Consider the following 25163-nt stretch of genomic DNA (forward strand, 5'->3'; position numbering starts at 1 on the left):
TTCAAAGAATATGGTCGCGCTGTCCGCGGGACAGTGTGCCCGAGTCGCCGCCACTCGAACAGAGGTCACATCGTTTACGGGTGTAATACCTGTTAACTTATATGGGTGAGTGATACACCTGTCCGCCCCGGGCGGCCCTCCGCCCGCAAGCTCCCGAAGCTCCCGCCGGCCGTCCGCGTTCTCCCGTCGGCCTCGGCCTCGGCCCTCCGGCTCTCCCGGCCCTCGGACACCTGGTTCAAGCCCGCCCTCAGCGTGGTCGTCGCCTCCGCCGTACCCCATCTGACGCTCCTCGCCATCGGCCGGCTGGACCTGGTCGTCTCCACCATGGCCGGGTCGCTGTGCGCGCTGTACGGCCACGGCCTGCCGTACGCCCGGCGGGCGCGGGCCGTCGCGGGCGTGGTGCTCGGCATGGCCGCCGGGCTCGCCGCCTCCCTCGTCACCGCGTCGCTCACCGGCTCGACCGCCGTACTCATCGCGGTCGGGGCGCTGCTCGCCGCCGTACAGAAGGTGCTGTGCGACGCCACCCGGATCGGACCGCCCGGCCATGTGATCTTCACCTTCGTCAGCTCGGCCGCCCTCTTCGCCCCGCAACGCCTCGGCCAGATCCCCGGCCACCTCGCCCTGACCCTCGGCGCGGGCGCGTTCGCCTGGCTGGTCGCCCTCGCGCCCGCCCTGGTCCGCCGCGAAGGGCCCGAACGCCGGGCCGTCGCCCGCGCCCTTGAGGCCGCGGCGGTCTGCGCCGCCGACCCGGGCTCGCGAAACCGGAACGCCGAAGACCCGGGCTCGCGAAACCGGAACGCCGAAGGCCCGGGCCCGCGTCACCACAGCGCCGTCGACCTCGGCTCGCGTCATCGCAGCGCCGCGGCCGCCGCCGTGCACGCCGCCTGGCAGTGTCTGCTCGCCTCCGGGCGCCCCACCCCCGTACGCCGGTCGCTGGAGCGCCTGGTGGTGCACGCCGAAGCGGCCTTCGTGGCGCCGGGCCCCGGGGCTGGGGCGGCGGATCCGGAACAGCTGCGCGCCTGGGCCGCTCTGACCCGGGGCCGGGGGCCCGTGCCCACACCGCCCCCGGCCCCGACAACCGCCGACGAGCTGTACGGGATCGACGCCGAACGCGCCGTCCTGCGGGCCCGCGAAGGCCGCCGCGCGGCCCGCCGCGCCCTGCTGCGCCGCCTCGGCCCCGGATCCCCGCTGCTGCCGGTCGCCGTCCGCACCCTGATCGGCTGCGCGCTCGCCGGGTACCTCTGCGCCGCGCTCGGCGTCGGCCGCCCCTACTGGGCGATCGTCACCGCCGCCTCCCTCTACCAGGCCAACCTCACCCTGTCGTGGAACCGCACCCTCCAGCGCACCCTCGGCAACCTCCTGGGCGTGCTCGTCTTCGCCGCCGTGCTGCCGGTGTCGCGGATCAGCCCGCTCGCCCTCGTCTGCTGCTGCCTCTTCTTCGGCTTCACCGCCGAGGCCCTCATCACCCGCAACTACTGGCTGGGCTCCGTCGCGGTGACCCCGATGGCCCTGCTGGTCCTGGAGTTCGGCGGCGCCCACCCGGCCGGGGAGCTGATCGGCGACCGGGTCCTGGACACCGTCCTCGGCGCGGCGGCCGGCTTCCTGGCGGCCACGCTCGTCACCAACCGGCGGGCGGCGGGCCGGGTCGAGCAGGCACTCGACGCCACCGACCGGGCCCGCGCCGCCGCGGAACGGACCGTCGCCGACCCCGCGGCCGCGCCCACCGAGCGGGACCGGGCCCGCCGACGGCTCACCGCGAGCCTCGTCGAACTGCGCGAGGCGGGTGACACCGCCGCGGGCGAATGGTGGCAGCGCGCCCTGCCCGAGCAGCGTCTTCTCGCGGCCGAGCGGGCCGGACACCGTACGCTCGCCGCGACAGCACCACGGCGCGGGCCCACGGCCCACGCCCCTTCGATCGGAGCGGAGTGACCGACGACATCGTTGCCTCGGTGGTCCGGCAGTGGCAGACCGTCAACCCCGACCTCGACACCGGGCCGATGGAGATCATCGGCCGGATCAACCGCTGCGCCGCCCTGCTCCAGCAGGCGGAGGACGCCCCACTGCGCTCCGCCGGGCTGACCCGCGCCGAATTCGACCTCCTCGGCGCCGTACGCCGGACGGACCGGGAGCTGACCCCCGGCGAGCTGGCCCGCGAGACCTTCTCCTCCGGGGCCGCCGTCACCAAGCGGCTGCGCGCCCTCCAGGACCGTGCCCTGGTCGAGCGCCGGGGTGACGACCGCGACCGGCGGGTGGCCCATGTCCGTCTCACCGACGAGGGGCGGGCCCTGGTCGACCGGCTGCTGCCCGAGCAACTGGCCTACGAGCGCTCGGTGCTGGCCGGTCTCGACCAGCCCGGTCGCGATGAACTCGCCTCTCGGCTGAGTGAGTTGCTCGTCCAGCTGGAAGGGCGTCTCGGGGGCGCCCGCCGCTGACCCGGTGCCCCCTCGGCGGTGGGGGTCCGCATACGCGTCAGCGTGCCCATTTTTCCCATCACCCCTCTGCCGGCCGGGAATCTGTTCCTTTCGATCCGGTTCGGTCACCTGTGCCTCTGACTGATTCTGTGCGGTGGCAGGAGTGGGTGATGGGTCTTTTCACCCCGTAAACGGCTTGTTCGGCGGCGAAGGTGCCTCTTCCGCATGCGCCAACGGGCCGGAGAAGAGCTATTTCCAGCCGCCGCTACTCCCCGCACACGTTCCACAGCGCTCAGTGTAAAAACTGGTGAGTGTATTCCTCTCGGCGTGCTTCCGCAGGGGGTTGGGTGAATATGCCGAAGCACTGTTCTGATCTGGCTAAGCTCACGCGCAGTGAAGTCGAGTTGAGATGAATTCGAGCACTTGTTCCTGAGTCTCCGCTCACGTGCGCATACATCCCGGAATCAACCGCCAGAGGGTTTTAGATGGTCCGTGTTGAATCACCGCCGACCGACAGAGAAGTACCCGTCGTCCGCGTAGTCCTGCTGCCCGTGGTCCTGCTCCTCGGCGCGACCGCCGCCGGGTCGGCCCTGGTCGCACCGGCCGCGCGGATACCAGTCGCCGTGTGCGGCGCGATCGCCACGCTCGTGGTCGCCGTACTCACCGTGGCGCTCCACCGGGCTCGACGCGCGACGCGCGTCCAGCGCGCCGAGTGCGAACAGCGCATCGCCTACCTGGAACACCGCATCCTCTCGCACGACGCCGAGACGGTACGGCTCACCAAGGAAGTCATGCCCGCCGCCATCCGGCGGCTGCGCGTGGGCAATTCACCCGACGAGGTGATGCGCGACATCGTCGACGCGGACGCGGCCAACCGCCATCTGCCCAAGGCGCTGCGCGAGCAGATCCACCAGGTCCTCGAAGTCATCGACAACGAGGAGGCCCGGCGTGACTCCGCCCAGCGCGCCTTCGTCAGCGTCGCCCGCCGCGTCCAGGCGATCGTGCACCGCCAGGCCAGTGAACTGCGGGAGATGGAGGACCACTACGGGCGCAACCCCGAGGTCTTCGACGACCTGCTGCGCATCGACCACGGCACCGCGCTGATCGGCCGGCTCGCCGACTCCATCGCCGTGCTCGGCGGCGCCCGCCCCAGCCGCCAGTGGCCCAAGCCCGTGCCGCTGTTCAGCGTGCTGCGCGGTGCGATGTCCCGCATCCTGGAGTACCAGCGCGTCGACCTGCACTCGATCGCCAAGGTCGCCATCGTCGGCACCTCGGTCGAACCGCTCATCCACGCCTGCGCCGAACTCCTCGACAACGCGACCCGCTACTCCCCGCCCCAGACCCGGGTGCACGTCACCGCGGTCGAGGTGCAGACCGGCATCGCCATCGAGATCGAGGACGGCGGCGTCAGCCTCAGCGAGGAGGCCCGCGCCCGGGCCGAGAACATGCTCGCCCAGGCCCAGGCCGGCATCAACATGAACGACCTCGGGGAGTCCCCGCGCCTCGGCATGGCCGTCGTCGGCCGGCTCTCCCGGATGTACCAGCTCCAGGTGTCGCTGCGTCAGTCGGCGTACGGCGGCGTCCGCGCCGTCCTCATCGTGCCGCGCGAGATGATCACCACCGGGCCCGCCCCGGGCATCGCCCACGGCATCGGCGCCACCTCCCGGCCCACCAGCTCCCTGGACATGTCGCAGCTCCAGCACGTGGTGCCGCCACCCGGCAAGCGCAAGCCCAAGCCCGCGGCCACCGGCCCCGTGCCGTCCGTGGCCGCACCGGTCCCCACCGGCGCCCCCGCGGCCGCCGCGCGCCCGGCCTCTCCCGCGGCCGCCATGGAGGACGACGTTCCCGTGGTCACCGAGTGGACCGAGAACGGGCTGCCGCAGCGCCGCAGCCGGGGCCGCGCCCCGCTCGGCTCGCACAACCTGCCGCAGCAGCCCACCCCGCCCCCGGCCGCCGCCAACGGGTTCCAGCCCGGCCCGGGCGAGGGCGCGGACGGCGGACGCGGCGAGGAGAAGCCCCCCGGCCTGTGGCTGGAGGCCTTCACCAAGGCCGTCAACGGCGTACCGCAGGAACGACAGCACGGCGAAGACTCCGATGACGCGTGGGACAAGGGAGACCTGAAGTGATCCAGCAGCGGGGAAACATGGACTGGATGCTCAAGGAGCTGGCCGACGACGTTCCGAGCATCCACCAGATCGTGGTGCTCTCGTCGGACGGCCTGCGCATCGCGATGCACGGCGGCGACCCCGACGTCGCCGACCGGCTCGCGGCGGCCTGCGCCGGACTGCAGAGTCTGGCCGCCGCGGTGGCCACCGAGATCCCGTACAGCGACGGACTGATGAAGCTCGTGGTCATCGAGGTCACGGGCGGGTTCTTCTACTTGATGGCGGCCGGCACCGGCGCGTATCTCGCGGTCCTGGCCGGCGAGACCGTCGACGCCGGGCTCGTCGGGGCCCGGATGCGGGACATGGTCGTGCGCATCGGTGCCCATCTGACCAGCCCGCCCCGCCACGGCGGGCAGTCCGGATGAGTGGAGCTCGACGAGAACGCCGCAAGGCCGACCCGGATCTCCTCGATCCGGAACGGCTGTACGTGATCACCGGCGATCTCGACGACAGCGAACGGGCCGCACTCGACCTGGTCACGATGGTCGTCGCGCAGGCGGAGCCCTCGCCGACGTTCCAGCCCGAACAGGCGGCGATCCTGCGCCTGTGCCAGGCCCCGTTGTCCGTCGCCGAGATCTCGGCCTACCTCGGCCTGCCGTTCAGCGTGGTCACCTCGCTCCTGAGCGATCTCCTCGCCACCGAGCTCATCGAGTCGCGCGCGCCGATCGTCCGCGCCACTCTCCCCGACAGGTCCCTTCTCGAAGCGGTGATGCATGGACTTCAGAAGCTCTGACACGATCACCGGACCCCGCACCGAGGACGTCCTCCCCACCACGGCCACCGCCGCGGTGAAGGTGGTGATCGTCGGAGGGTTCGGCGTCGGCAAGACGACCATGGTCGGCTCGGTGAGCGAGATCCGGCCGCTGACCACCGAAGAGACCATGACCCAGGCCGGCGTCGGCGTGGACGACAACGCCGGGGTGGAGACGAAGACCGCCACCACCGTCGCCATGGACTTCGGACGGATCAGCCTCAGCGAGGAACTGATCCTCTATCTGTTCGGCACCCCCGGCCAGGAACGCTTCTGGTTCCTCTGGAACGGCCTCTTCGAGGGCGCCCTCGGCGCGGTCGTCCTCATCGACACCAGACGCCTCGAAGTCAGCTTCGACGTCATCGGCCGGCTGGAGGAGCGCGGCGTGCCGTTCGTCGTGGCCGTGAACACCTTCCCCGACGCACCGCACCACCCGGTCGAGGCCCTGCGCAGAGCCCTCGACCTGCCGGACGAGGTCCCGATGATCGACTGCGACGCCCGGCTGCGGGCCTCCAGCCGCGATGTGCTGATGACCCTGATGCGCTACCTGCACAGCCTGGCCGTCCCGCTCGCCTGACACCCCGCACCCGGGCCCGGCGACGGGACCGCCCCGGGGGCGCACGCCATCCCCCGGCGTACGCCCCCGGCCCGGTCCGCGCCCGAACGCCCCGTCGCACCCGCCCGCTCGTGCACCAGCCTTGGAATCCTGATCCCTGGAGCCCCTGTGACAACCCCCTTCCACCACGAACCCGGCGCCGTGCCCCCGCCCCAGTGCCCGGCCCACAACCTCGACATCGGCCCCGGCGGACTGCGCCGGCTCCACGGCCCCGAGGCGGAGAACAACCCCGCGGGCCTCTACGACAAGCTCCGCGCCGAACACGGCACGGTCGCCCCGGTCCTGCTCCACGGCGACGTCCCCGCCTGGCTCGTCCTCGGCCACAGCGAGAACCTCCACCTGACCCGTACGCCGTCCCAGTTCTCCCGGGACTCGCGGCGCTGGCGGGCCCTCCAGGACGGCAGCGTCGCCCCCGACCACCCGCTCGCCCCGATCTTCACCTGGCAGCCCGTCTGCGTCTTCGCCGACGGCGCCAAGCACGAGCGCCAGCGCGGCGCGGTCACCGACAGCATGGAGCGCATCGACACCCGCGGCGTGCGTCGCCACATCAACCGCTTCAGTAACCGCCTGGTCAACGACTTCTGCGAGAAGGGCACCGCCGACCTGGTCAGCCAGTTCGCGGAGCACCTGCCGATGATGGTGATGTGCGCGATCTTCGGCATGCCCGAGGAGTACGACGAGCGCCTCGTCCAGGCCGCCCGCGACATGACCCGCGGCACCGAGACCGCCGTGGCCTCCAACGCCCACATCGTGGGCGTGCTGACCCGCCTGGTCGAGCGCCGCCGCGCCGAACCGGCCCCCGACTTCGCCAGCTGGCTGGTCGAGCACCCGGCGACGATGACCGACATCGAGGTCGTCGAACACCTGCGCCTCATCCTCATCGCCGCGTACGAGTCCACCGCGAACCTCATCGCCAACGTGCTGCGCATGGTCCTCATCGACCCCCGCTTCCGCGCCCGGCTCAGCGGCGGGCACATGACCGTCCCCGAGGCGGTCGAGCAGACCCTCTGGGACGAACCGCCGTTCACTGCCGTCTTCGGCCGCTGGGCCGTCGGCGACACCGAGCTGGGCGGCCAGCAGATCAAGGCGGGCGACGCCCTCCTCGTCGGGATCGCCCCGGCCAACACCGACCCCACCGTCCGTCCCGACCTCACCGCCGACATGGGCGGCAACCGCGCCCACCTCGCCTTCAGCGGCGGCCCCCACGAGTGCCCGGGACAGGACATCGGCCGGGCGATCGCCGATGTCGGCGTCGACGCCCTCCTGATGCGCCTGCCGGACCTGGAGCTCGGCGTCGGCGAGAGCGAGCTGCGCTGGGTCGGCAACATCATGTCCCGCCACCTGGTGGAGCTGCCGGTGACGTTCGCCCCCAGCCCGCAGCAGAAGCTGGACGCCGACCCGCTCTCCGTGATGGCCCGCACCCCGCGCCCCGCCGACGCCTGGGAGATCTCCTCCCCGGCCAGGACCGTCCCCGAGCCCCGGCACGAGGAGGCGGCCGGAGCCCAGTCCGCCCACGCCCCGGCCGCCGTACCCGCCGCGGCCCAGCCGGTTCCCGCCGCCCCCGCGCCCGGGACGGCGCCGGTCGCGACGATCCCGCGCCAGCGCCGCCCCGCCGCCCCCGCCCGGCTCTGGCAGGCGGTCACCCGCTGGTGGAACGGCTACTGACCCGCCGTCCACGCTGCGGCCGCGGCGGCCCCGGATCACGCCCACGGGCCCGGGGCCGCCGCGTCGCGCACCGGGCCGGGCGCGGCCCGCCCGCGCGGCTCCGGCCTGCCCGTACCATCGAGCAGCGTGAAGCTGACAATTCTTGGTGGTGGCGGATTCCGGGTGCCTCTCGTGTACGGGGCCCTTCTCGGCGATCACGCCGAGGGCCGCGTCTCCCGGGTCACGCTGTACGACACGGACGCCGACCGGCTCACCGCCGTCGCCCGCGTCCTCGCGGAACAGGGGCGGGACATCGCGGACGCCCCGGCCGTCGTCGCCACCACGGAACTCGACGAGGCGCTGCGCGGCGCCGACTTCGTCTTCTCCGCCATCCGGGTCGGCGGACTCGCCGGCCGCGCCGCCGACGAACGGGTGGCCCTCGACGAAGGCGTGCTCGGCCAGGAGACCGTCGGTGCCGGAGGCATCGCGTACGGGCTGCGCACCGTCCCCGTCGCCCTCGGCCTCGCCCGGCGCATCGCCCGCCTCGCCCCGCGGGCCTGGGTCATCAACTTCACCAACCCGGCGGGCCTGGTCACCGAGGCCATGTCCCGGCACCTGGGCGACCGGGTCATCGGGATCTGCGACTCGCCGGTCGGGCTCGGGCGGCGCATCGCCCGTGTCCTGGGCGCCGACCCGGACCGGGCCTGGATCGACTACGCCGGGCTCAACCACCTCGGGTGGGTACGGGGACTGTACATCGACGGGCGCGACGAACTGCCCCGGCTGCTCGCCGACCCGAAGCTCCTCGAATCCTTCGAGGAGGGCCGCCTCTTCGGCGCGGAACTGCTCCGGTCACTGGGCGCGGTCCCCAACGAATACCTGCACTACTACTACGTCAACCGCGAGGCCGTACGCGCCTCTCAGGAGGCGGAGCAGACCCGGGGCGCGTTCCTCCAGGGCCAGCAGGAGGGCTTCTACGCCCGGATGCGCGAACCCGGCACGCCCGCCTGGCAGACCTGGGACCGCACCCGCGCCGAACGCGAGGCGACGTACATGGCGGAGAACCGCGAGGTCGCCGGGGCGGGGGAGCGGGAGGAGAGCGACCTGGAGTCCGGTGGCTACGAACAGGTCGCGCTCGCCCTCATGCGGGCCGTCGCCCGCAACGAACGCACCTCCCTGATCCTCAACGTCCGCAACCGCACCACCCTGTCCGTCCTGGACGCGGACGCCGTCGTCGAGGTGCCCTGCCTCGTCGACGCCAACGGGGCCCACCCGGTGACCGTCCCGCCGCTGCCGTACCACGCGGTCGGCCTCGTCACCGCGGTGAAGGCCGTGGAGCGGGCCGTGCTGGAGGCGGCGGAGACCGGGTCCCGCGCGGCGGCCGTCCAGGCCTTCGCCCTGCACCCGCTGGTGGACTCCGTCACGGTGGCCCGGCGGCTGCTCGACCGCTACACCGAGGTTCACCCCGGGCTCGCGTACCTCGACAGGGCCTGACCCGGCCGGGAACACGACCGAACGAGACGGGCCCGACCTGACCGGGCCCGGCTCGTTCGGTCGTGGGCTCTGAGCCCGGTCAGCCGGACGCCACGACGCTCCGCCTGCCGGGGGCGGCCCAGCTAGGGGTCACCCCCGCCACCTGGCAGACCATCAGGAACAGCGGGATGGGCGGGGTGTACGGGGTGAGGGCGTCCGGCGAGTGGATCAACCGGGGGCGTCCGCCGGGCACGGCCGCGTCGCGTGCGTACGTCACCTGCTCGGGCCAGTCCAGATCCAGGTCGGAGCCGGCCGGGACGATCCACCACCAGCGGTCCGCGTCGGCGAAGACACAGCCGGTGCGCGGCAGATGGGACATGAGGCGGAAGCCGTGCCGGGCGGGCACCCCGACCGCGTCGCAGCCCAGGGTCGCCGACATCGAGGCCGGCAGCGCCAGCCGCACCCGGCCGCCGCGCGCCTCTTCGGGCGTCCCGCCCCGGTGCGCGGAGCGCAGCCGGGACAGCGCGTTCCTCAACACGACCGGTCCGTGCCGGACAGCTGCTCGGTGCCGTGCGCCAGCTCCGCCCAGACGATGCGCCCGGAGGCGTCCTGGGCGTCGTGCGAACCCCAGGCGCTGCTCATCGCCTCGACGAGGAGCAGACCACGGCCGTGCTCGTCGTCGGAGGAGCGGCGCAGCCGCGGGCCGCAGGGCTGGTGACCCTGGTCCTGCACGGCTATCCGCAGTCGTCTGCCCAACCGGCTCAGCTCGCAGACCACCCGGGTGCTCGCCGTGTGCACGATCGCGTTGGTCACCAGCTCGGAGACGATGAGGACCGCCGCGTCACCGAGGTCCCGGCCCAGCCGCCAGGCGTCGAGCCGCGTTCGCGTCAGCTCCCGCGCGCCGGCCACCGACTCGGGGTGCGCCGGCAGCGCGAAGCAGTAACGGAGCGCCTCCGTCCCGGGGCTGAGGTCCGCGAGCCGGGGGATGAGCGCACTGCCAGGTGCCACGACCGATTCCTCACAGTGGGGGCTGCGTCACGCTTCGTTCCCCGGGTGCTCGGGGGCGGGCATGACTGAGCGAACGGGTTCGGGAGTCAACTCTCCCTCCGACGATGACACTTGGCAAGGGGCACTCTGAAATTTCCAGAGTGACTGTGTCGTTGGGGGCGCACGCATGGCACACTGCTCGCAAAACAGCGCATGGGGAGGTCTGAAGTGAGCGAACCGCGGTCCGCCCCGACCGTGGGCCAGGTCGTTCTCGGCAAGCGCCTGCAGGATTTGCGCGAGCGTGTCGGTCTGACCCGTGACCAGGCGGCGAAGGTCCTCCGGGTCGCCCCCGCGACGATACGCAGGATGGAGACGGCCGAGGTCGGCCTGAAGATCCCCTACGTCCAGCTGCTGCTGAAGGCGTACGGCGTCGCCGACCAGGAGGCCGAGGCCTTCGTCGACCTGGCGGAGGAGGCGAACAGGCCGGGCTGGTGGCAGCGCTTCCACGACGTGCTGCCCGACTGGTTCAGCATGTACGTCAGCCTGGAGGGCGCCGCGAGCCTGCTGCGCATGTACGAGCCGCACTTCGTGCCCGGACTGCTCCAGACCGAGGACTACGCCCGCTCCGTGATGCGGACCGGTGCGGTCGGCCAGACGCGGCCCGAGGACATCGAGCGCCATGTGGCGCTGCGGATGGAGCGGCAGTCCCTGCTGGCCAAGGAGGACGCCCCCCGCCTCTGGGTGATCATGGACGAGACCGTGCTGCGGCGGCCCGTCGAGAGCGCGCAGGTGATGCGCGGGCAGATCGACAAGCTGCTCGAAGCCACGGAGCTCCCGCATGTCACCCTGCAGATCGCGGAGTTCGCCTCCGGCCACCACCCGGGAACCTACGGCCCCTTCGTCCTCTTCCGGTTCGCCGTTCCCGAACTCCCCGACATGGTCTACAGCGAGTACCTGACCGGTGCCGTCTACTTCGACGCCCGCCCCGAGGTGGCCTCCTACCTCGAAGTCATGGACCGCATGGCGGCTCAGGCCGCGACTGCACAACGCACGAAGGAAATCCTCCGGGACTTCCGCAAGGAGCTGTGATGAACCACATATACAACGGCATGCCGGCCGGTGACCTCGGCTCCGAAGGCTGGTACAAGCCGTGGAGCGGCGGGAACGGCGGAAACTGCATCGAGGCGATGAAGCTCGCCGACGGACGGGTCGCCGTACGCCAGTCCGCCGATCCCGACGGCCCGGCTCTCATCTACTCCAACGGCGAGATCGCCGCGTTCATCCAGGGCGCCAAGGCCGGCCAGGCCGACTTCCTGCTCACCTGACACCGCACCCCCTCTGCACGGCCCACCGACCACGGAGCGCGCCATGACCGGGCAAGAACCCCACTCCACCGAGATCGACACCAGCAAGCCGCATCCGGCCCGCATGTACGACTGGTTCCTCGGCGGCAAGGACAACTACCCGGTCGACGAACAGATGGCGCGCCAGCTGCTCTCCCTGGACGCGCGGGGCCGTGACATGGCGCGGGTCAACCGGGCGTTCATGCACCGGGCGACCCGCTGGCTCGCCGAGCACGGTGTGCGCCAGTTCCTGGACATCGGCACCGGCATACCCACCGAGCCGAACCTCCACCAGATCGCCCAGCAGGCCGCCCCCGACGCGCGCGTCGTCTACTGCGACAACGACCCGATCGTGCTGGCCCACGCGGCGGCCCTGCTCCGCTCGACGCCCGAGGGGGCCACCGAGTACATCCAGGCGGACGCCCGCAAGCCGGAGACGATCCTGGCCGAGGCCGGCAGGGTGCTGGACTTCGAGCAGCCGATCGCCCTCTCCCTGCTGGCCCTGCTGCACTTCATCGACGACGAGGACGGCGCGGCCGCCCTGGTCGGCAAGCTGGTCGAACAGCTGCCCTCCGGCAGCTATCTGGTGCTCTCGCACACCACCGGCGACTTCGACCCGGAGGGCGCGGCCCAGGCCCGGGCCATGTACAAGGCGCGCGGGATGACGCTGCGCCCCCGCAGCCGCGCCGAACTGACGGCGTTCTTCGACGGCCTCGAACTGGTCGACCCGGGTGTCTCGCTCTCGGCCGACTGGCACCCCGAGCTCGGCGAGGTCATCGACGTACCCGGCGACGAGCCGATCCCCGGTTACGCGGGCGTCGCGCGCAAGCCCTGACGCCTGCCCCTCCCACCGTCGGCCCGGGCACGGGGCGGGCCGGCGGCGGTGGGGCACGGCTCGTACGCGGGTTGCGGCCGCCACGCGTCACAATGGACCCATGTCACGACGCACCCCCCGGCCCCGGAGGACCGCCACCCCGCGGATCACCCCCACCTCCCCGTGCCCCTGCGGCCTGCCCGCCGCCTACGGGGAGTGCTGCGGGCGATTCCACTCCGGCAGCGCCGCCGCGCCGACCTGCGAGGCCCTGATGCGCTCCCGGTACGCGGCGTTCGTCGTCCAGGACGCGGCGTATCTGCTGCGCACCTGGCACCCCGAGACCCGGCCGCCCGGAGTCGACTTCGACCCGTCGATGCGCTGGGTGGGCCTGGAGATCCTGGAGACCACCGAGGGCAGCGCCTTCCACTCCACCGGAACGGTCACCTTCCGCGCCCACTACACCGACGACGGGCGCCCCGACTCCCTCCACGAGAAGAGCCGCTTCGCCCGGCACGAGGGCGCCTGGGTCTACACGACGGCGGTCTTCGTCGACTGACCCGGGGCCTGCGCGTCGGGTTCGACCCGCCCCTGGCCGTCCGGGTCAGACCGGGGCCCCCACCCGCGACGATCCGCCGGAGCCGGTCGCGGGCGACAGCTCCTGGGCCAGGTCCTCCGCCAGCAGTCGCTTGGCGATCATGTCCACGGTGGCCCGGAGCTGACGGTCGTCTGGCCGTGCGCCGTCCTCGGCCAGGCGGTCGTTGAGCCAGCGGCCCCAGGCGTCGGAGATCACCGCCGCCTCCCGCCGGCCCGCCGCCGTGTGCGAGAAGATCCGGCCGTCGCCCGTCAGATAGCCCTCCTCGATCATCCGGTCGAAGACGGGCACCAGCACCTCCGGCGGGATACGGTGCCGGGCGGCGATCAGGCCGAGGCCCGCATGGCCGACCATCCGGGTGAACAGGTCCACCTGCATCACCGCCCAGGCCCCCGCCATGTCGAGCCGGGTGTCGGACTCGGCGGTGATCCGCCGGGCGGTCTCCGGACCCGCGCTGTGCAGGATCGTCGCCACGGAATACTCCAGGACCTTCGCCGAGTCACCGCTGCCCGGCTGGGCGAAGCCCTCGCCCATGTCCGTCGATCCGAGCCGGGCCGAGTCCCGCAGCTTCACCTCCTTGAGGAACAGCGCGATGACGAAGCCGATCAGGGCGACCGGCACCGTCCACAGGAACACCGTGTGCAGGGTGTCCGCGTAGGCCTGGGCCAGCGGCTCCGACTGGGCGACGGGCAGCGCGTGCAGGGCCTGCGGGCTCTCCGAAGCCCTGGCCAGGACCGCCGGGTCGCCGCCCGCGGCGACCGCCTGCGCGACGCCGTCGGTGAGGTTCGGCTTCAGCGCGTTGGTGTAGATGGTGCCGAACACCGCCGTGCCGAAGGCGCTGCCCAGCGTACGGAAGAACGTCACGCCCGAGGTGGCCGTGCCCAGGTCCTCGTAGTCGACGGTGTTCTGCACGGCGATGGTCAGCACCTGCATGGCCAGGCCGATGCCGAGCCCCAGCACCACCATGTAGAGGGACTCCAGCCAGACGCCGGTCCCCGGCCCCATCCGGGACAGCAGGAACAGCCCGGCCGCCATCACCAGCGTCCCCACGATCGGGAAGACACGGTAGCGGCCCGTCTTGCTCACCACGTTGCCGCTGAAGATCGAGGCGGCCAGCAGACCGGCGACCAGCGGCAGCGTCCGCACCCCCGACAGGGTCGCCGAGTCCCCGTCCACGTACTGCAGGTAGGTCGGCAGGAAGATCATCGAGCCGAGCATGGCGAAGCCCACGATGAAGCTGAGGATCGAGCAGACGGTGAACACCGGGTTCCGGAACAGCCGCATCGGCAGCATCGGTTCCTCGGCCCGCGTCTCCACCAGGCAGAACAGGGCGAGCGCGATCAGACCGCCGACGAAGAGGCCGATGATCACCGCCGAGCCCCAGGCGTACTCGTTGCCGCCCCAGCTCGTCGCCAGGATCAGCGCGCTCGCCCCGACGGTGACCAGCGCGATGCCCCGGTAGTCGATGACCGGCCGCCCCGCCGCCTTGACCGACGGGATGTTCCGGGCGGCGGCGATGACCACCACGATGGCGATCGGCACATTGACGTAGAACGCCCAGCGCCACGTCAGATGGTCGGTGAACAGCCCGCCGAGCAGCGGCCCGATCACGGTGGAGATGCCGAAGACCGCTCCGATCGCGCCCTGGTACTTGCCCCGTTCGCGCAGCGGGATCACATCCGCGATCAGCGCCATCGACGTGACCATGAGACCGCCCGCGCCGATGCCCTGCATGCCGCGCCAGATGATCAGCAGCAGCATGTCCGAGGCGAGTCCGCACAGGAACGATCCCGTGATGAAGATGACCGCCGAGACCTGGAAGACCAGCTTCCGCCCGAACAGGTCGCCGAACTTGCCGACCAGCACGGTGGCCACCGTCTCGGCCAGCAGATACGCGGTGACCACCCACGACATGTGCGAGGCGCCGCCCAGGTCCGAGACGATCGTCGGCAGGGCCGTGCCGACGATCGTCTGGTCCAGTGCCGCGAGCAGCATGCCGAGCACGATCGTCGCGAAGACGATGTTGCGCCGCCGCCGGTCGAGGACGGGCGGCGGCGCGGCGGCACTCTGCGTGGCGGGGGCTTGCTCGCTGGCAGTCGTCACCCCTGCACCCTCACACCGCCCGTGCGCCCCTGCACGCGGGAGCGGGCCGGACGGGCGTAGGGGCGCCTAGCGGGGCAGCGAGGCGATCGACGTCTTCAGCCGGGCCACGAACGCCTCCCGGACGTCCTCCCCGACCCGGTCGAGCGAGAGATACGGATTGAGGTCCTCCAACTCGACGAGCAGCAGCGCGCCGTCCGCCGTCCGGCAGGCGTCGACCCGCTGGATCCCGTGGCCGAGGGTGTTCCAGGCGATGAAACGCCGGGCGAACTCCAGGTCCTCCGCGCTCGCCGCGTACGGCTCCAGCACCCAGCGCCGCTCCGGGTCGGGGGCGTACAGCGCGTACTGGAAGTCGTGGTCGACGAAACAGAACGACACCTCGTGCCGGAAGTCGATCCTCGGCTGGACGAGGAGAGAGCCCTCGGCCGCCGCCTCCAGCTCGGCGCGGGCCTCCGCCGCCGTGACGAAACGCAGGCCGACCGAGTCCGCCCCGAGCTTCGGCTTCACCACGTACTGGGCGACATCGGGCAGCCCGGCCAGATCCGCCGCCCGGTCCACGGTGGGGATGACCGGAAGCCCCGCCGCCGACATCTCGACCAAATACTGCTTGCCCGCCATGTCGCCGCGCCCGTCCAGTGGGTTGTAGACGGCTGTCCCCAGCTCCCGGGCCCGTACGAGGAAGGCGTCGTAGGCATCCCGGTAGTGCAGCACCGGCCCGCTGTTGCGGACCAGCACGGTGTCGAACCCTGCCAGCAGCGCGGCCGCGTCCCGGGGGTGGCAGAGCGCGACGTCGAACGCCTCGCGGAGCCGGGAGGAGAGGTAGATGTCCTCGTCGCAGTAGCGGCGGCCGCGCGCCTCGTACGCGAGGTCGGTGACGAGCAGGAGGGACGGGCGGCGTGCGCCGGCGGGTGACGCGGCGGTCATGAGGTGCTCCCGGGGTGAGGACGCGGACGGACGATCACTATCGCCGACACCCGGACCGGGCTTCGCTGAGGGGGGAGACCTGCACAGCTCTCGGCGGGCGCACCCGTCGCCGTACCGTCAGACGGCTTCCGCGGAGCTGCCCTGTACGGCCGCCACCCACTCGACGAGAAGCCGCTCGTACTCCCGGCGGCCCTCCGGCGACACCACACCGCCGTCGGCGACCAGAGCGCGGATCTCCGCGTTCAGCTCAACCATCGGGCGGGCAGGCGTCGGCTCGGTCGAAGTGGAGGTCATGTGAAGAGGCTAGTGGCACGGAGGCGGTCCGGCTGCCGGTCGAACATGTGGGACCCACCACGGGCAGCCGCCGCCCCGGCAGAACAGCGCCACCGGGGCGCTGTCCGGCCGCGCGGCGAACCTCTTCACCGGGTCGCCACGCCCCGCCGCGACCGAGGGGCCCTGAACCCCCGTTGCCGCACGTGGACGGCGTGTGACGGGGCATCGGGGCCGACCGCGCCCGTCCCGACGGAACCGGAGAAGGGCCGGGTGCGCCCGGCCGGAAACGCGATGTGCGGGCCTCCGGTCCGGCGACGGCGTACCCGTCCGGCGCGACGAGAATCACATGCTTCGAGGGCCGGAGAACGGTTGCGGACCCTATTCGCAGCCCACCCCGTCCCCGTCACGGTCCAGATGCGGCCCGTACCCGGGCTGGCCGGACCGGATGGGCGAGGCGCCGGCGGCGCGAACCGCATCGCAGTTCTTGTAGTACGTCGACGTGCCGCCGGAGCCGGAGCCGCCACTGCTGCCGGTGGAGTCGTCCCGCGCGACGGGCTTCTTCGCGGGCTTCGGCTCCGGGGGAGCGGCGGTGACCGTGACCCGCACCTTCTTGACCTTCGTGACGGTCGGGGCCGGCTCCGGGGTCGCGGTCACCGTGACCTTCGCCGTCTCCGTGACGGTGACCGTCGGCCCGGGCTTCGCTTTCGCGGCGACCGTGCGCACTTCCTGCGGCTGTTCACCGGTGGCGCCGATCCCGACACCGAGCAGGAGCAACACCCCGGCCGCCGGGAGCACGACACGCTTCCGCGCCCACCGCGGTCCACCCGTCGAAGGCGGCGGCGGTGGGAAGTTGCCGCCCTGGCCCCAGCCGGGCTGACGCGACGGGTGCTGCGAACTGTTCCAGTCCATGGTCCCCCCAAGTGCTGTGCGGAGGCCCGACCGTAGTGACCCAACAGGGCTTGGGGGAGCGACTTGTTCCGGTGGTGATGGAGTTGTGACCAAAGGGTGGGGGAGAGGTGCTGAGCCCGTTCAGCGGATCTGCCGCCCCGAGATCGCCCGCGCGATGACCAGGCGCTGGATCTCGCTGGTTCCTTCGAAGATCGTGTAGATCTTGGCGTCGCGGTACATCCGCTCGACCGGGTGCTCCCGGCTGTATCCCGCGCCGCCGAGGATCTGGACCGCCTTCTCCGTCGCCGCGACCGCGAGTTCACCGGCTCGCAGTTTCGACATGGAGCCCTGGCCCGCGTCGAAGGTGCGGTCGTTGCGGGCCATCCAGGCGGCCTGCCAGATCAGCAGTCGTACGGCTTCGATCTCGGTACGGATGTCCGCCAGGGCGAAGGCGATCGACTGGTTCTCGATGATCGGCCTGCCGAACGCCTCGCGCTCACCGGCGTATTCGAGGGCGTACTCGTAGGCGGCCCGTGCGATGCCGAGCGCCTGCGCGGCCACCGTCGGGCGGCTGACCTCGAACGTGGCCATGGCCGCCTGGCCCTTGGCGGGGCCGCCCTCGCGGGCCCGGGCGAGGCGGGCGTCCAGCTTCTCCTTTCCGCCTAGCAGGCAGTGGCCGGGGACGCGGACGTCGTCCAGGAAGAGGTCAGCCGTGTGCGAGGCGCGCAGGCCGAGCTTCTTGACCGTACGGCCCGCCGTCAGGCCCTTCGTACCCGGCGGCACGATGAACGCGGCCTGTCCCCGGGAGCCGAGCGACGGGTCGACCGAGGCGACGACGACATGGACCTCGGCGATGCCGCCGTTGGTGATCCACGCCTTCTGGCCGGAGATCACCCACTCGTCGGCCGCCTCGTCGTAACGGGCCCTCGTCGTCATCGCGGAGACGTCGGACCCGGCCCCCGGCTCGGAGACGCAGAACGCGGCGACCTTCGGGTCGTCCTCGTCGCCGAAGCACTGCGGAACCCACTCGGCGAGCTGGTCCCCAGTGCCGGAGGCGAAGATCCCGGCGACCGCGAGCGAGGTGCCGAACAGGGCCATGCCGATGCCCGCGTCACCCCAGAACAGCTCCTCGTTGGCGATCTGGAGGGAGAGCCCCGTGGGGTCCCCGTACAGGTCGGCGAGCGATTCGAAACCGTACAGGCCGATCCGCGCGGCCTCCTGGATCACCGGCCAGGGGGTCTCCTCCCGGGCGTCCCACTCGGCGGCGGCCGGGCGGACCACCTGGGCGGCGAAGCCGTGCACCCAGTCGCGCAGGTCCTGCTGTTCCTCGGTCAGGGCCAGGGAGAAGAAGCTCATGCCCTCACGCCTTCGGGATGGCGAAGTAGCGGGTGAGGCCGGACGCCAGACCGACGTCACCGGCGACCTTGAGCTTGCGCGTCATGAACATAGTGACCGGATTGCCGTTGCCGGAGACGAGCTTGAGGAACTCCGCGTCGGCCATCACCAGCGTGGTGCGGGGCTCGGCGTCGGAGCGGCCCGCGGTGACCCGGCAGGCGCCGTCGGCTATCGCCGTCTCGTAGACCGCGTCGCTCTCCCCGGTGATCTTCCAGCGGATCAGCGCGGTGAGGCCGCCGGCAGCCTCGGGCCGGAACTGCCGGCGCATCCGGCCGAAGACCTCGCCGAGGATCCGGGTGCGCAGCTCGCCCCGCATGACCTCGGCGAGCTGCTTGGCCGACAGGCCCTTGACGATCCGTGCGAACTCCTCGGGAGCGACCGCCGCGAAGTCGAGCGCGGACAGGTCGTCGGTGAGATTGCCGCTGCTGGTTCCGTCCACGCCAATTCCTTACTCCGAAGTAAACTTACTTGGGAGTAAGGTAAGGGGAGCGGTGGCGTCCCGCAAGGCCGGTCAGAAGGGCGATCCGGGCAGGACGGCGAGGTGAGGGTGGTGCGCGGCGAGCACCTTGTTGGCGCGAGCCAGTTCGGACAGGGCCTGTTCGCGGTCGGCCTGGTCCTCGACGCCCAGCCGTGGCCCGCGGAACCTGCGGACCTCGCGGGCCGCGCAGTCGGCGTCGAACTCCGCCTGGAGGATGTGCGGCGGAATGCACGAACCGATCAGCGCGGCGACCCGGTCCGGGATCGGCACGGGGACGAGGAGGTGCGAGGCGGTCATGGGGCGTTCCCTTTTCGATGGTCGGCCAGGAGGCGGTGCGCGGGAGTCGTCGCCCGGCGGGCGACGACTCCCTCCTGTGTACGGGACGCGCTTCCGGGTTTCTCGCCGGATACGTCTCCGTGTCGCAACCGTTTGGGACTGACCGTCTATTTCGCCTTACGCGCCGGTAAGTTGACCCGTCACGCCGAACGTGATCCGGATCAGGGGGATGTGCCGGTGGCGCGGGAGCGCAGCCGCAGCGCGCGCAGTACCGCCTCGGTGGCGAAGCGGCTCTCCGGATCGACGAGTTGGTTACCGAAGATGGTCTCCAGGCTGCGCATGCGGTAGCGCACGGTCTGCGGGTGGACATCGAGCAGTGCGCCCATCTGCGCCGCGGTGCCCCGGGTGTCGAGCCAGATCCGCAGGGTCTCGACCAGCCGTTCCCTGCGGGTCGCGCTGATCCCCGCGACGGCGGCCAGCTCCCGCTGGGCCAACTGGTCGAGCAGGGCCGGGTCGGCGAGCAACCACAGGGTCAGGAGGTGGTCCTCGCAGCGGATCAGCGGAGCGTCGTCGATCACGCCGGAGTCGACGAGCTCCAGAGCCCGGCGGGCCCAGCGGAGCGATTCGCAGGCCAGCGCCGTGGGGACGGTCAGCCCGATCGCCGTCCGCCCGGCCGGCAGGGCCTGGGCGAGCATGGATCTTCGCGCGTCGTCCAGCGCTCCGGGGACGAGCAGATGCGGCTGCGGGGCGCTGAGATCGACGAGAAGGTCGCGGTCCGCATTGAGCCGGTCCAGCTCCGCCGGGGCGCGTACGGCGATCAGTGTGACCTCCTCCGGCAGCGCCCACCCGGTCTGCTCGCACAGATCGGCGATGGCGCTCCCGGGGGCCGGACGTCCGGCGAGGATCAGATGGAGCAGCCGGCGGCGCAGCGCCTCGCTGTGCTCGCCCGATTGGGATTGCGCCTCCAGGAAGCCTTCCCGGGAAAGCGATTCCAGTTCGTCGACGTAGGCGAAGAGCGCGTCGGCGAAGCTCAGCATCAGCGTGGGGGAGAGGTGGTAGCTCTGCCCGACCTTCTTCGCCCGGCGCAGCGCCACCCGCGCGCCCAGCCGGTAGGCCCCCTGGAGGGTGTCCATGCTCCGGCCCTCGTACGCCTCGAACCGGCCGAAGCGCCGGCACATGTCGTCCCGGAGCGTGGTCGGGGAGGAGGGCTCGGCCACCAGATCGACGAAGGAGGCGAGGCTCTGCTCCACGCCCACCCTGATGGCCTGCCCGTTCGGTCCGTCGAGCAGCCGGGCGTATTCCGGATAGGCCCGGGTGACCTCGACGCCGATTTCCTTGATGAGGCTGGGCAGTTCGGGCCGCATGATCGCCGCGAATTCCTGCGGGAGCGGCCCGAGCGGGTCTTCGGTATCCAACGGCTGTATGAGATGTGGCATGACAGATCCCCTTGCTCCCGGCGCCCGGTGGTGGGGTGAGACGGTGGGGGGAAAGCGCTCCCACGAACCGACAGGTGCGTACCAAGTCCGCGACGAAGATAGACCAAGGAACAGGTACTGCACACCACTTGGACAAGATCGACGTGCAGGGGGCACACATCTCGGCCGCACTGTGCGACTCCCGTGCAGGTCGGGCGCTCCTGCGCGCTTTCGGACAATGAATTTCGGCCGCCCGCTCAGGCGGTGACAACAAAGCGGTTCCGCTGCCGTCGAGTTGTTCCCGGCATGGTCCGGTCGACGTCGGCCGAGCCGGGGAGCGGGTGGGTGTACGGGCGGCTCACCACGGCGAACGCGGGTGAACGACCCCTCTTGGAGAGGGATTTCAAGCCGCCTGGCCGATTTCCATGAGCTCCGCCAGGGAGCGGAAGCCGGACTTCCGCGTCTCCCGGCGCGTCGGCCCCGCCTGCGCACCGCGCGCGGAGTTCCGGCCGACGGCACGCAATTCGCTCCCCTCGGGTGCGCATTCCTTGATAAGGCGAGCCTGCCTCGATGCTCATTTACGGATCAAAAAGAGTGCGATGCAAAGAATCTTAGCCGGACGGATTGTGTCGCCCTGTTTCCCGCGAGTAACATCACGCCTCGATCAATTCGGTCATGAAATCTGCCCGAAATTTGATGCTCCGATCCTCCGCCCCCGGGCCGTCCGAGGCCCCGACGCCGCCGACGGTCGTCGCGGTGCGGGCATGCGTTGCAGAACCGGTCAACTTCGTGCACGAGGCCGCGCCACGGCGGCCGACAGAGGGGACGACATGAGATCCGTTTCCAATCGAACCCGCGTAGGTCTGCTCGCGGCCTTCACGGCATTCAGCGCTGTGCTCTCCACCGGCTCGGCCACCGCCGCCACCCAGCTCAACGGCGACTGGGCGCCCTTCGACCGCTGTCCGGTCGACGCGCCCGCCATGCTGGCCGCCGACGGTGTGAACACCATCGCCGCCTGCATCGCGTCGGGTTCGGCCACCGGCTCCATCACGCTGGGCAAGAGCGTGGTCTCCACCGGCCACACCGATCTGCAGCTCGGCGTCGTCCAGCGCGCCGACGGCACCGCCTCGCTGGTGGCCCCGCCCGAAGGGGCCCTGACGGCGGACCCGGCCGAGATTCCCGGCGGGCTGCTCGGGCTGATGTGCCCCAGCGGAATTCCCCTCATCTCGGGAATCTGCCGTCAGTTGACGGACAACAATCTCAACCGGGTGACGGCCACCATCGAACCGGCCGGAGCGCCCCGCGACTTCAATATGAGCGCGGCTTTCTCCACCGGTGAGCCCATTCTCACCATCCCGGTGCGTATCCACCTCAAGAATCCGTTCCTGGGTGACAAGTGCTACATCGGGACCACCGCCAACCCGGTGCTCCTCAAGCCCCGGAACGTGACGGCGCCCACCCTCTCGCTCCAGCGGTTCGGAGCCGACGGGACGCCGAACGACGACGAGGGCGAGATGGGGCGCTACACCTTCGCCGGGGCCGACCAGGGCGACGCCACGTTCGCCGTACCGGGCGCAAGCGGTTGCGGAGCCGGGCTCCTGGACTGGGCGGTGAACCTCAAGACCGGTCTCCCGTCCGCCGCCGGGAAGAACAGCGTGACGCTCGACGCCACCACCACGTACTTCGGCAGCCCTTACGACCCCGCCGGCCTCGCGCCGAACGAGGGCCGGAAGCTGTCCGAATTCTGGCACTCCGCCAAGCGGTAGGCCGTCCCCTTCACTCGCACGAGGAGGTGATGCGGCAACCGTCCTTGGACCCGCCGAACGCCGCGCCGTCCGGCCCGGCGGACACAGCGCACGAACCTCTCCAGTCACGTTTCAGCCGAATCCCCAACGGGACGAGAAAAGGGAGTACCCCCATGTTCAAGCGAACCGGCGTCCTGACCGCGATCGGTGCCGCCGCGGCATCCCTCGTGCTGGCCGCCCCGTCGGCCGTCGCCGCGCCGACCAGCTGGACGATCAGCCCGACCGGCGCCTTCAAGGGCTCCGCCGGAGTGACCGTCCTGACCGACAACAACGGCAACAAGATCCAGTGCGCGAGCTCCGCCGCCTCGGGCTCCGCGCCGACCTCCCCGGTCGCGGGGAGCCCGGCCAAGCTCGCGTCCATCTCGGCGATCTCGTTCAACTCGCCGTGCACCGGGCCGTTCAGCTCCACCTGGACGGTGACCACCACGCCGCCGTGGGAGATCTGGGGCCTGGACTACGCGGCAGGCGCCGGGACCAACTCCACGGGCCAGGTGACCGGTGAGATCAGAGCGATCAAGGCGAAGGTGTCCGGGAGCAGCATCCTCGGCCCCTGCACCTTCGACGTGACCGGCAAGGTCGCGGCCAAGTACAACAACCCGACCGCGGGTGGCAGCAACGGCACCCTGAACACCGCCGGCGGCGGGCTCACCCTCTCCATAGCCAACAAGGTCGGCGGCGGCTGCGGCATCGTCGGCACCACCGCCAGCTTCCAGGGGCTGTACACCATCATCAGCACCGCGACCAACAAGTCCCCGGTCATCAGCGGCTGATCCGGTCTCCGCTGACGTACCGCTGACGTACCGCGTCCCAACGTCGTGCCCGGCCGTGCGCACCCGGCGGCCGGGCACGATTTCGCGCACCCGCAGACAAGGGGCCCGGCGGCGGATTGTCACCCGCTGCCAAAGTCCGCGCGCCGGTGATCCGATCGGGAACCCGGCCCTTCCCAGGGGGGCGTCGGCGTGCGTACCGTACCCGTCGGTAGGGCCGTCGTCCGACGCGCCCCGAAGTCCGCCCGCGGCCCGCCCGGCCGCCGCCCGCAGAGCCGCCGCCGCACCCCGGACCCGCTCCGCAGCCGCCCGCTCTCCGGGCCCACGCGCGCCGGAAGGACACATCCGTATGACCGTCGATGCACGCGCCGCAGCGAGACGACCGATCCACTGGGCCGTGGGCGGGGCGCTCGTCGTCGCCACCGCGCTCGTACCCAGCGCCGAATCGGCCGCCGCGGAACAGAAGTCGGAGGTCGCCCTCCGCTACACCTGCCCCTTCCCCTCCGGGCCCGAGGAGGTGGACGTCCTCGTCTCGGCGGTGCTGCCCACCTCGGCCCGTACGGGCGAGGAGATCCGCCCCGCTCAGGTGGCGGTCGAGGTGACTCTGCCACCGAGCGCGCTCGCCCGGTTCGCCGGCCTGGACGCCGCCGTCCTGTCGGCCGTCGCCCGGCTCACCGTCCGCAACAGCGTCGGCGACACGTCGGCCGACGCCTCCTGGCAGGACCTGACCGCCCCGCCGAAGGAACTGCCCACGCCGGGCGAGGGCGACAGCCACGACCCGGGCGCACTGACCCTCACCGCGACCGGAGACGTGCCGACGGTCACCTTCGGCAGCCCCGGACGTGCGACGCTGGCCCCCGACACGCTCGACCTCGCGCTGACCTCGTTCACGGAGGCCGGGGAGCCGACCACGCCCCCGGGGCTCGACGTCGCCTGTGCCCCGGCCCCCGGCCAGGAACCGGAACTGGCCGCCATCGCGATCCGCGGCGACCAGGACCCCACCGCCCCCGCGCCCCGCCCGGGGGAGAGCGACCCCGCCCCCGAGCCGACCCCCACGCGCCCGGAAGAAGGGCTGCCGCCCACCGCACGGGAGAAGATCGACGCCCTCACCGAGAAGCGGCGCGAAGCCCTGGAGGACGACCCGGGGAGCTGCCCGATCGAGATCCCGCCCGAGTGGGTGATGACCACCGCCGAGACCTACGCGGCCGGCTACGCGAACGCCGCCAAGCTGGACGGCGCGGCGGCGCTGGGGCCCGCGTTCATGAAGGTGGTGCTCAACAAGCGCTACATCAACGACTCCTGCGCCTCCACCGTCGACGTCAGCTCCGAGGTGAACTTCGACTACGAGGGGAAGCGCCAACTCCCGCCGACGAAGGCCACGTTCCTCAGCTACGGGTTCATGCCGACCACCGCCACCATGACGCTGGAGCAGGTGGGCCCCCCGGCCGCGATCCACACCCACACGGTCACCAACACGCCGACCTACCCGGAGGAGACCACGGTCACGGCCCGGCTCGTGATGCGGCTCTCCGACGTCGAGGTGAACGGCGTGCCCCTGGACGTGGGCCCCGACTGCCGCACCGAACGCCCCTTCGAGCAGGTGCTGAAGGGGTACGGCCAGAGCTATCCGCCGGCCGGCTACCTGGTGGCGTACGGCGGCACCCTGACCGGGTACGCCCACATCCCGCCGTTCGAGGGGTGCGGCGCCACCGAGGACCTGGACCCGATCTTCACCTCGGCGATCTCCAGCCCGGGCAAGAAGGCCGACAACTACACCAAGATGACCCAGGCGCCCCTGTGCGTGGCCACGAACCCGGAGGGGCCCGACTGCCCGCCGAGGAAGCCGAAGCCCGAGCGGTGACCTGAAAAGCCTCCGAGCCCTTCCGGTTCCACGGGACCGGAAGGGTTCTCTTCGCATGCCCGCCGGGCCGGTCCGCCGGCCAGGCGTTTCCTCATCATCCGACAGGTTTGACGGGCGGATTGCTCACCCGGCAACAATCCTTCGCTTCCCAGGAATTCTTGCCGAGGAAAATCTGTACCCAGTAT

At 71.5% G+C, this 25163-nt stretch carries 25 protein-coding genes; 15 read left to right on the forward strand and 10 right to left on the reverse strand.

Annotation, left to right across the window (positions count from 1 at the left end):
- The first annotated feature begins 105 nt into the window (after positions 1-105).
- The 8 genes from WQO_RS30275 (at position 106) to WQO_RS30310 (ending at position 9081) form a co-directional block, all read left to right on the forward strand.
- On the forward strand, positions 106-1929 hold the full coding sequence (locus tag WQO_RS30275; RefSeq protein ID WP_058954152.1) for an FUSC family protein: 1824 nt from the start codon (positions 106-108) through the stop codon (positions 1927-1929).
- On the forward strand, positions 1926-2432 hold the full coding sequence (locus WQO_RS30280) for a MarR family winged helix-turn-helix transcriptional regulator (RefSeq protein ID WP_010058149.1): 507 nt from the start codon (positions 1926-1928) through the stop codon (positions 2430-2432). The genes WQO_RS30275 and WQO_RS30280 overlap by 4 nt, the downstream gene beginning before the upstream one ends.
- A 464-nt stretch (positions 2433-2896) precedes the next feature.
- Entirely contained in the window at positions 2897-4537 is a 1641-nt protein-coding gene (locus WQO_RS30285) for a sensor histidine kinase (RefSeq protein WP_032747894.1), read from the forward strand.
- Positions 4534-4941: a roadblock/LC7 domain-containing protein gene (locus WQO_RS30290; RefSeq protein WP_006128841.1), complete on the forward strand. Its 408-nt coding sequence runs from the start codon at positions 4534-4536 to the stop codon at positions 4939-4941. Before WQO_RS30285 ends, WQO_RS30290 begins: the two co-directional genes overlap by 4 nt.
- Positions 4938-5309, forward strand: coding sequence for a DUF742 domain-containing protein (locus WQO_RS30295; protein ID WP_029182063.1), 372 nt, complete (start codon positions 4938-4940; stop codon positions 5307-5309). Before WQO_RS30290 ends, WQO_RS30295 begins: the two co-directional genes overlap by 4 nt.
- The gene (locus WQO_RS30300) at positions 5290-5904 is read left to right on the forward strand and encodes a GTP-binding protein (RefSeq protein ID WP_010058144.1); all 615 of its coding nucleotides are present in this window, start codon (positions 5290-5292) and stop codon (positions 5902-5904) included. The genes WQO_RS30295 and WQO_RS30300 overlap by 20 nt, the downstream gene beginning before the upstream one ends.
- A 147-nt stretch (positions 5905-6051) precedes the next feature.
- Positions 6052-7608 carry a cytochrome P450 gene (locus WQO_RS30305; RefSeq protein WP_010058143.1) on the forward strand — a complete coding sequence of 519 codons (1557 nt, stop codon included), beginning with the start codon at positions 6052-6054 and terminating at the stop codon, positions 7606-7608.
- 126 nt (positions 7609-7734) lie between these two features.
- Positions 7735-9081, forward strand: a complete 1347-nt coding sequence (locus WQO_RS30310; protein ID WP_010058142.1) for a 6-phospho-beta-glucosidase — start codon at positions 7735-7737, stop codon at positions 9079-9081.
- A gap of 79 nt (positions 9082-9160) precedes the next feature.
- Here the strand turns inward: WQO_RS30310 and WQO_RS30315 are convergent, their stop codons facing one another.
- Both WQO_RS30315 and WQO_RS30320 read right to left on the reverse strand, forming a co-directional pair.
- Positions 9161-9598: a hypothetical protein gene (locus tag WQO_RS30315; protein WP_029182062.1), complete on the reverse strand. Its 438-nt coding sequence runs from the start codon at positions 9596-9598 to the stop codon at positions 9161-9163.
- Positions 9592-10068 (reverse strand): ATP-binding protein, encoded by a 477-nt coding sequence (locus WQO_RS30320; RefSeq protein WP_010058139.1) that lies wholly within the window; start codon positions 10066-10068, stop codon positions 9592-9594. The genes WQO_RS30315 and WQO_RS30320 overlap by 7 nt, the downstream gene beginning before the upstream one ends.
- A 207-nt stretch (positions 10069-10275) precedes the next feature.
- Between WQO_RS30320 and WQO_RS30325 the strand changes: the two genes are divergently transcribed.
- From WQO_RS30325 to WQO_RS30340, 4 genes are all read left to right on the forward strand, one after another.
- The gene (locus tag WQO_RS30325; protein ID WP_010058137.1) at positions 10276-11136 is read left to right on the forward strand and encodes a helix-turn-helix domain-containing protein; all 861 of its coding nucleotides are present in this window, start codon (positions 10276-10278) and stop codon (positions 11134-11136) included.
- Entirely contained in the window at positions 11136-11372 is a 237-nt protein-coding gene (locus tag WQO_RS30330) for a DUF397 domain-containing protein (RefSeq protein WP_010058136.1), read from the forward strand. Before WQO_RS30325 ends, WQO_RS30330 begins: the two co-directional genes overlap by 1 nt.
- A gap of 43 nt (positions 11373-11415) precedes the next feature.
- The gene (locus WQO_RS30335; RefSeq protein ID WP_010058135.1) at positions 11416-12225 is read left to right on the forward strand and encodes an SAM-dependent methyltransferase; all 810 of its coding nucleotides are present in this window, start codon (positions 11416-11418) and stop codon (positions 12223-12225) included.
- A gap of 100 nt (positions 12226-12325) precedes the next feature.
- Complete coding sequence (locus WQO_RS30340; protein ID WP_029182061.1) at positions 12326-12760, forward strand: YchJ family protein; 435 nt, start codon at positions 12326-12328, stop codon at positions 12758-12760.
- Positions 12761-12805: 45 nt separating this feature from the next.
- On the opposite strand, the gene WQO_RS30345 is transcribed toward WQO_RS30340, so the two are convergent.
- The 8 genes from WQO_RS30345 to WQO_RS30375 all read right to left on the reverse strand — a co-directional run bounded on the left by WQO_RS30345 (position 12806) and on the right by WQO_RS30375 (position 20566).
- A complete protein-coding gene (locus WQO_RS30345; RefSeq protein WP_010058133.1) occupies positions 12806-14899 on the reverse strand; it encodes an MDR family MFS transporter in 2094 nt (697 codons plus the stop codon).
- Between the two features lie 66 nt (positions 14900-14965).
- The gene (locus WQO_RS30350; RefSeq protein WP_010058131.1) at positions 14966-15820 is read right to left on the reverse strand and encodes an ATP-grasp domain-containing protein; all 855 of its coding nucleotides are present in this window, start codon (positions 15818-15820) and stop codon (positions 14966-14968) included.
- Positions 15821-15937: 117 nt separating this feature from the next.
- Positions 15938-16114 (reverse strand): hypothetical protein, encoded by a 177-nt coding sequence (locus tag WQO_RS36175; RefSeq protein WP_010058129.1) that lies wholly within the window; start codon positions 16112-16114, stop codon positions 15938-15940.
- Positions 16115-16471: 357 nt separating this feature from the next.
- Positions 16472-17002: an excalibur calcium-binding domain-containing protein gene (locus WQO_RS30355; RefSeq protein ID WP_029182060.1), complete on the reverse strand. Its 531-nt coding sequence runs from the start codon at positions 17000-17002 to the stop codon at positions 16472-16474.
- Between the two features lie 120 nt (positions 17003-17122).
- Positions 17123-18337 (reverse strand): acyl-CoA dehydrogenase family protein, encoded by a 1215-nt coding sequence (locus WQO_RS30360; protein ID WP_010058125.1) that lies wholly within the window; start codon positions 18335-18337, stop codon positions 17123-17125.
- Between the two features lie 4 nt (positions 18338-18341).
- On the reverse strand, positions 18342-18815 hold the full coding sequence (locus tag WQO_RS30365; protein WP_010058124.1) for an SCP2 sterol-binding domain-containing protein: 474 nt from the start codon (positions 18813-18815) through the stop codon (positions 18342-18344).
- Between the two features lie 72 nt (positions 18816-18887).
- Positions 18888-19151 (reverse strand): hypothetical protein, encoded by a 264-nt coding sequence (locus WQO_RS30370; RefSeq protein ID WP_010058123.1) that lies wholly within the window; start codon positions 19149-19151, stop codon positions 18888-18890.
- A gap of 200 nt (positions 19152-19351) precedes the next feature.
- Positions 19352-20566: a PucR-like N-terminal domain-containing protein gene (locus WQO_RS30375; RefSeq protein WP_029182059.1), complete on the reverse strand. Its 1215-nt coding sequence runs from the start codon at positions 20564-20566 to the stop codon at positions 19352-19354.
- Between the two features lie 809 nt (positions 20567-21375).
- Here WQO_RS30375 and WQO_RS30380 point away from each other — a divergent pair.
- The 3 genes from WQO_RS30380 (at position 21376) to WQO_RS30390 (ending at position 24978) form a co-directional block, all read left to right on the forward strand.
- Positions 21376-22311 carry a hypothetical protein gene (locus WQO_RS30380; RefSeq protein ID WP_029182058.1) on the forward strand — a complete coding sequence of 312 codons (936 nt, stop codon included), beginning with the start codon at positions 21376-21378 and terminating at the stop codon, positions 22309-22311.
- Between the two features lie 152 nt (positions 22312-22463).
- Positions 22464-23120 (forward strand): hypothetical protein, encoded by a 657-nt coding sequence (locus WQO_RS30385; RefSeq protein WP_010058119.1) that lies wholly within the window; start codon positions 22464-22466, stop codon positions 23118-23120.
- 346 nt (positions 23121-23466) lie between these two features.
- Complete coding sequence (locus WQO_RS30390) at positions 23467-24978, forward strand: DUF6801 domain-containing protein (RefSeq protein WP_010058117.1); 1512 nt, start codon at positions 23467-23469, stop codon at positions 24976-24978.
- The last annotated feature ends 185 nt before the right edge of the window (positions 24979-25163 follow it).

It is taken from the genome of Streptomyces globisporus C-1027 (assembly GCF_000261345.2).
Lineage (GTDB): Bacteria > Actinomycetota > Actinomycetes > Streptomycetales > Streptomycetaceae > Streptomyces > Streptomyces pakalii.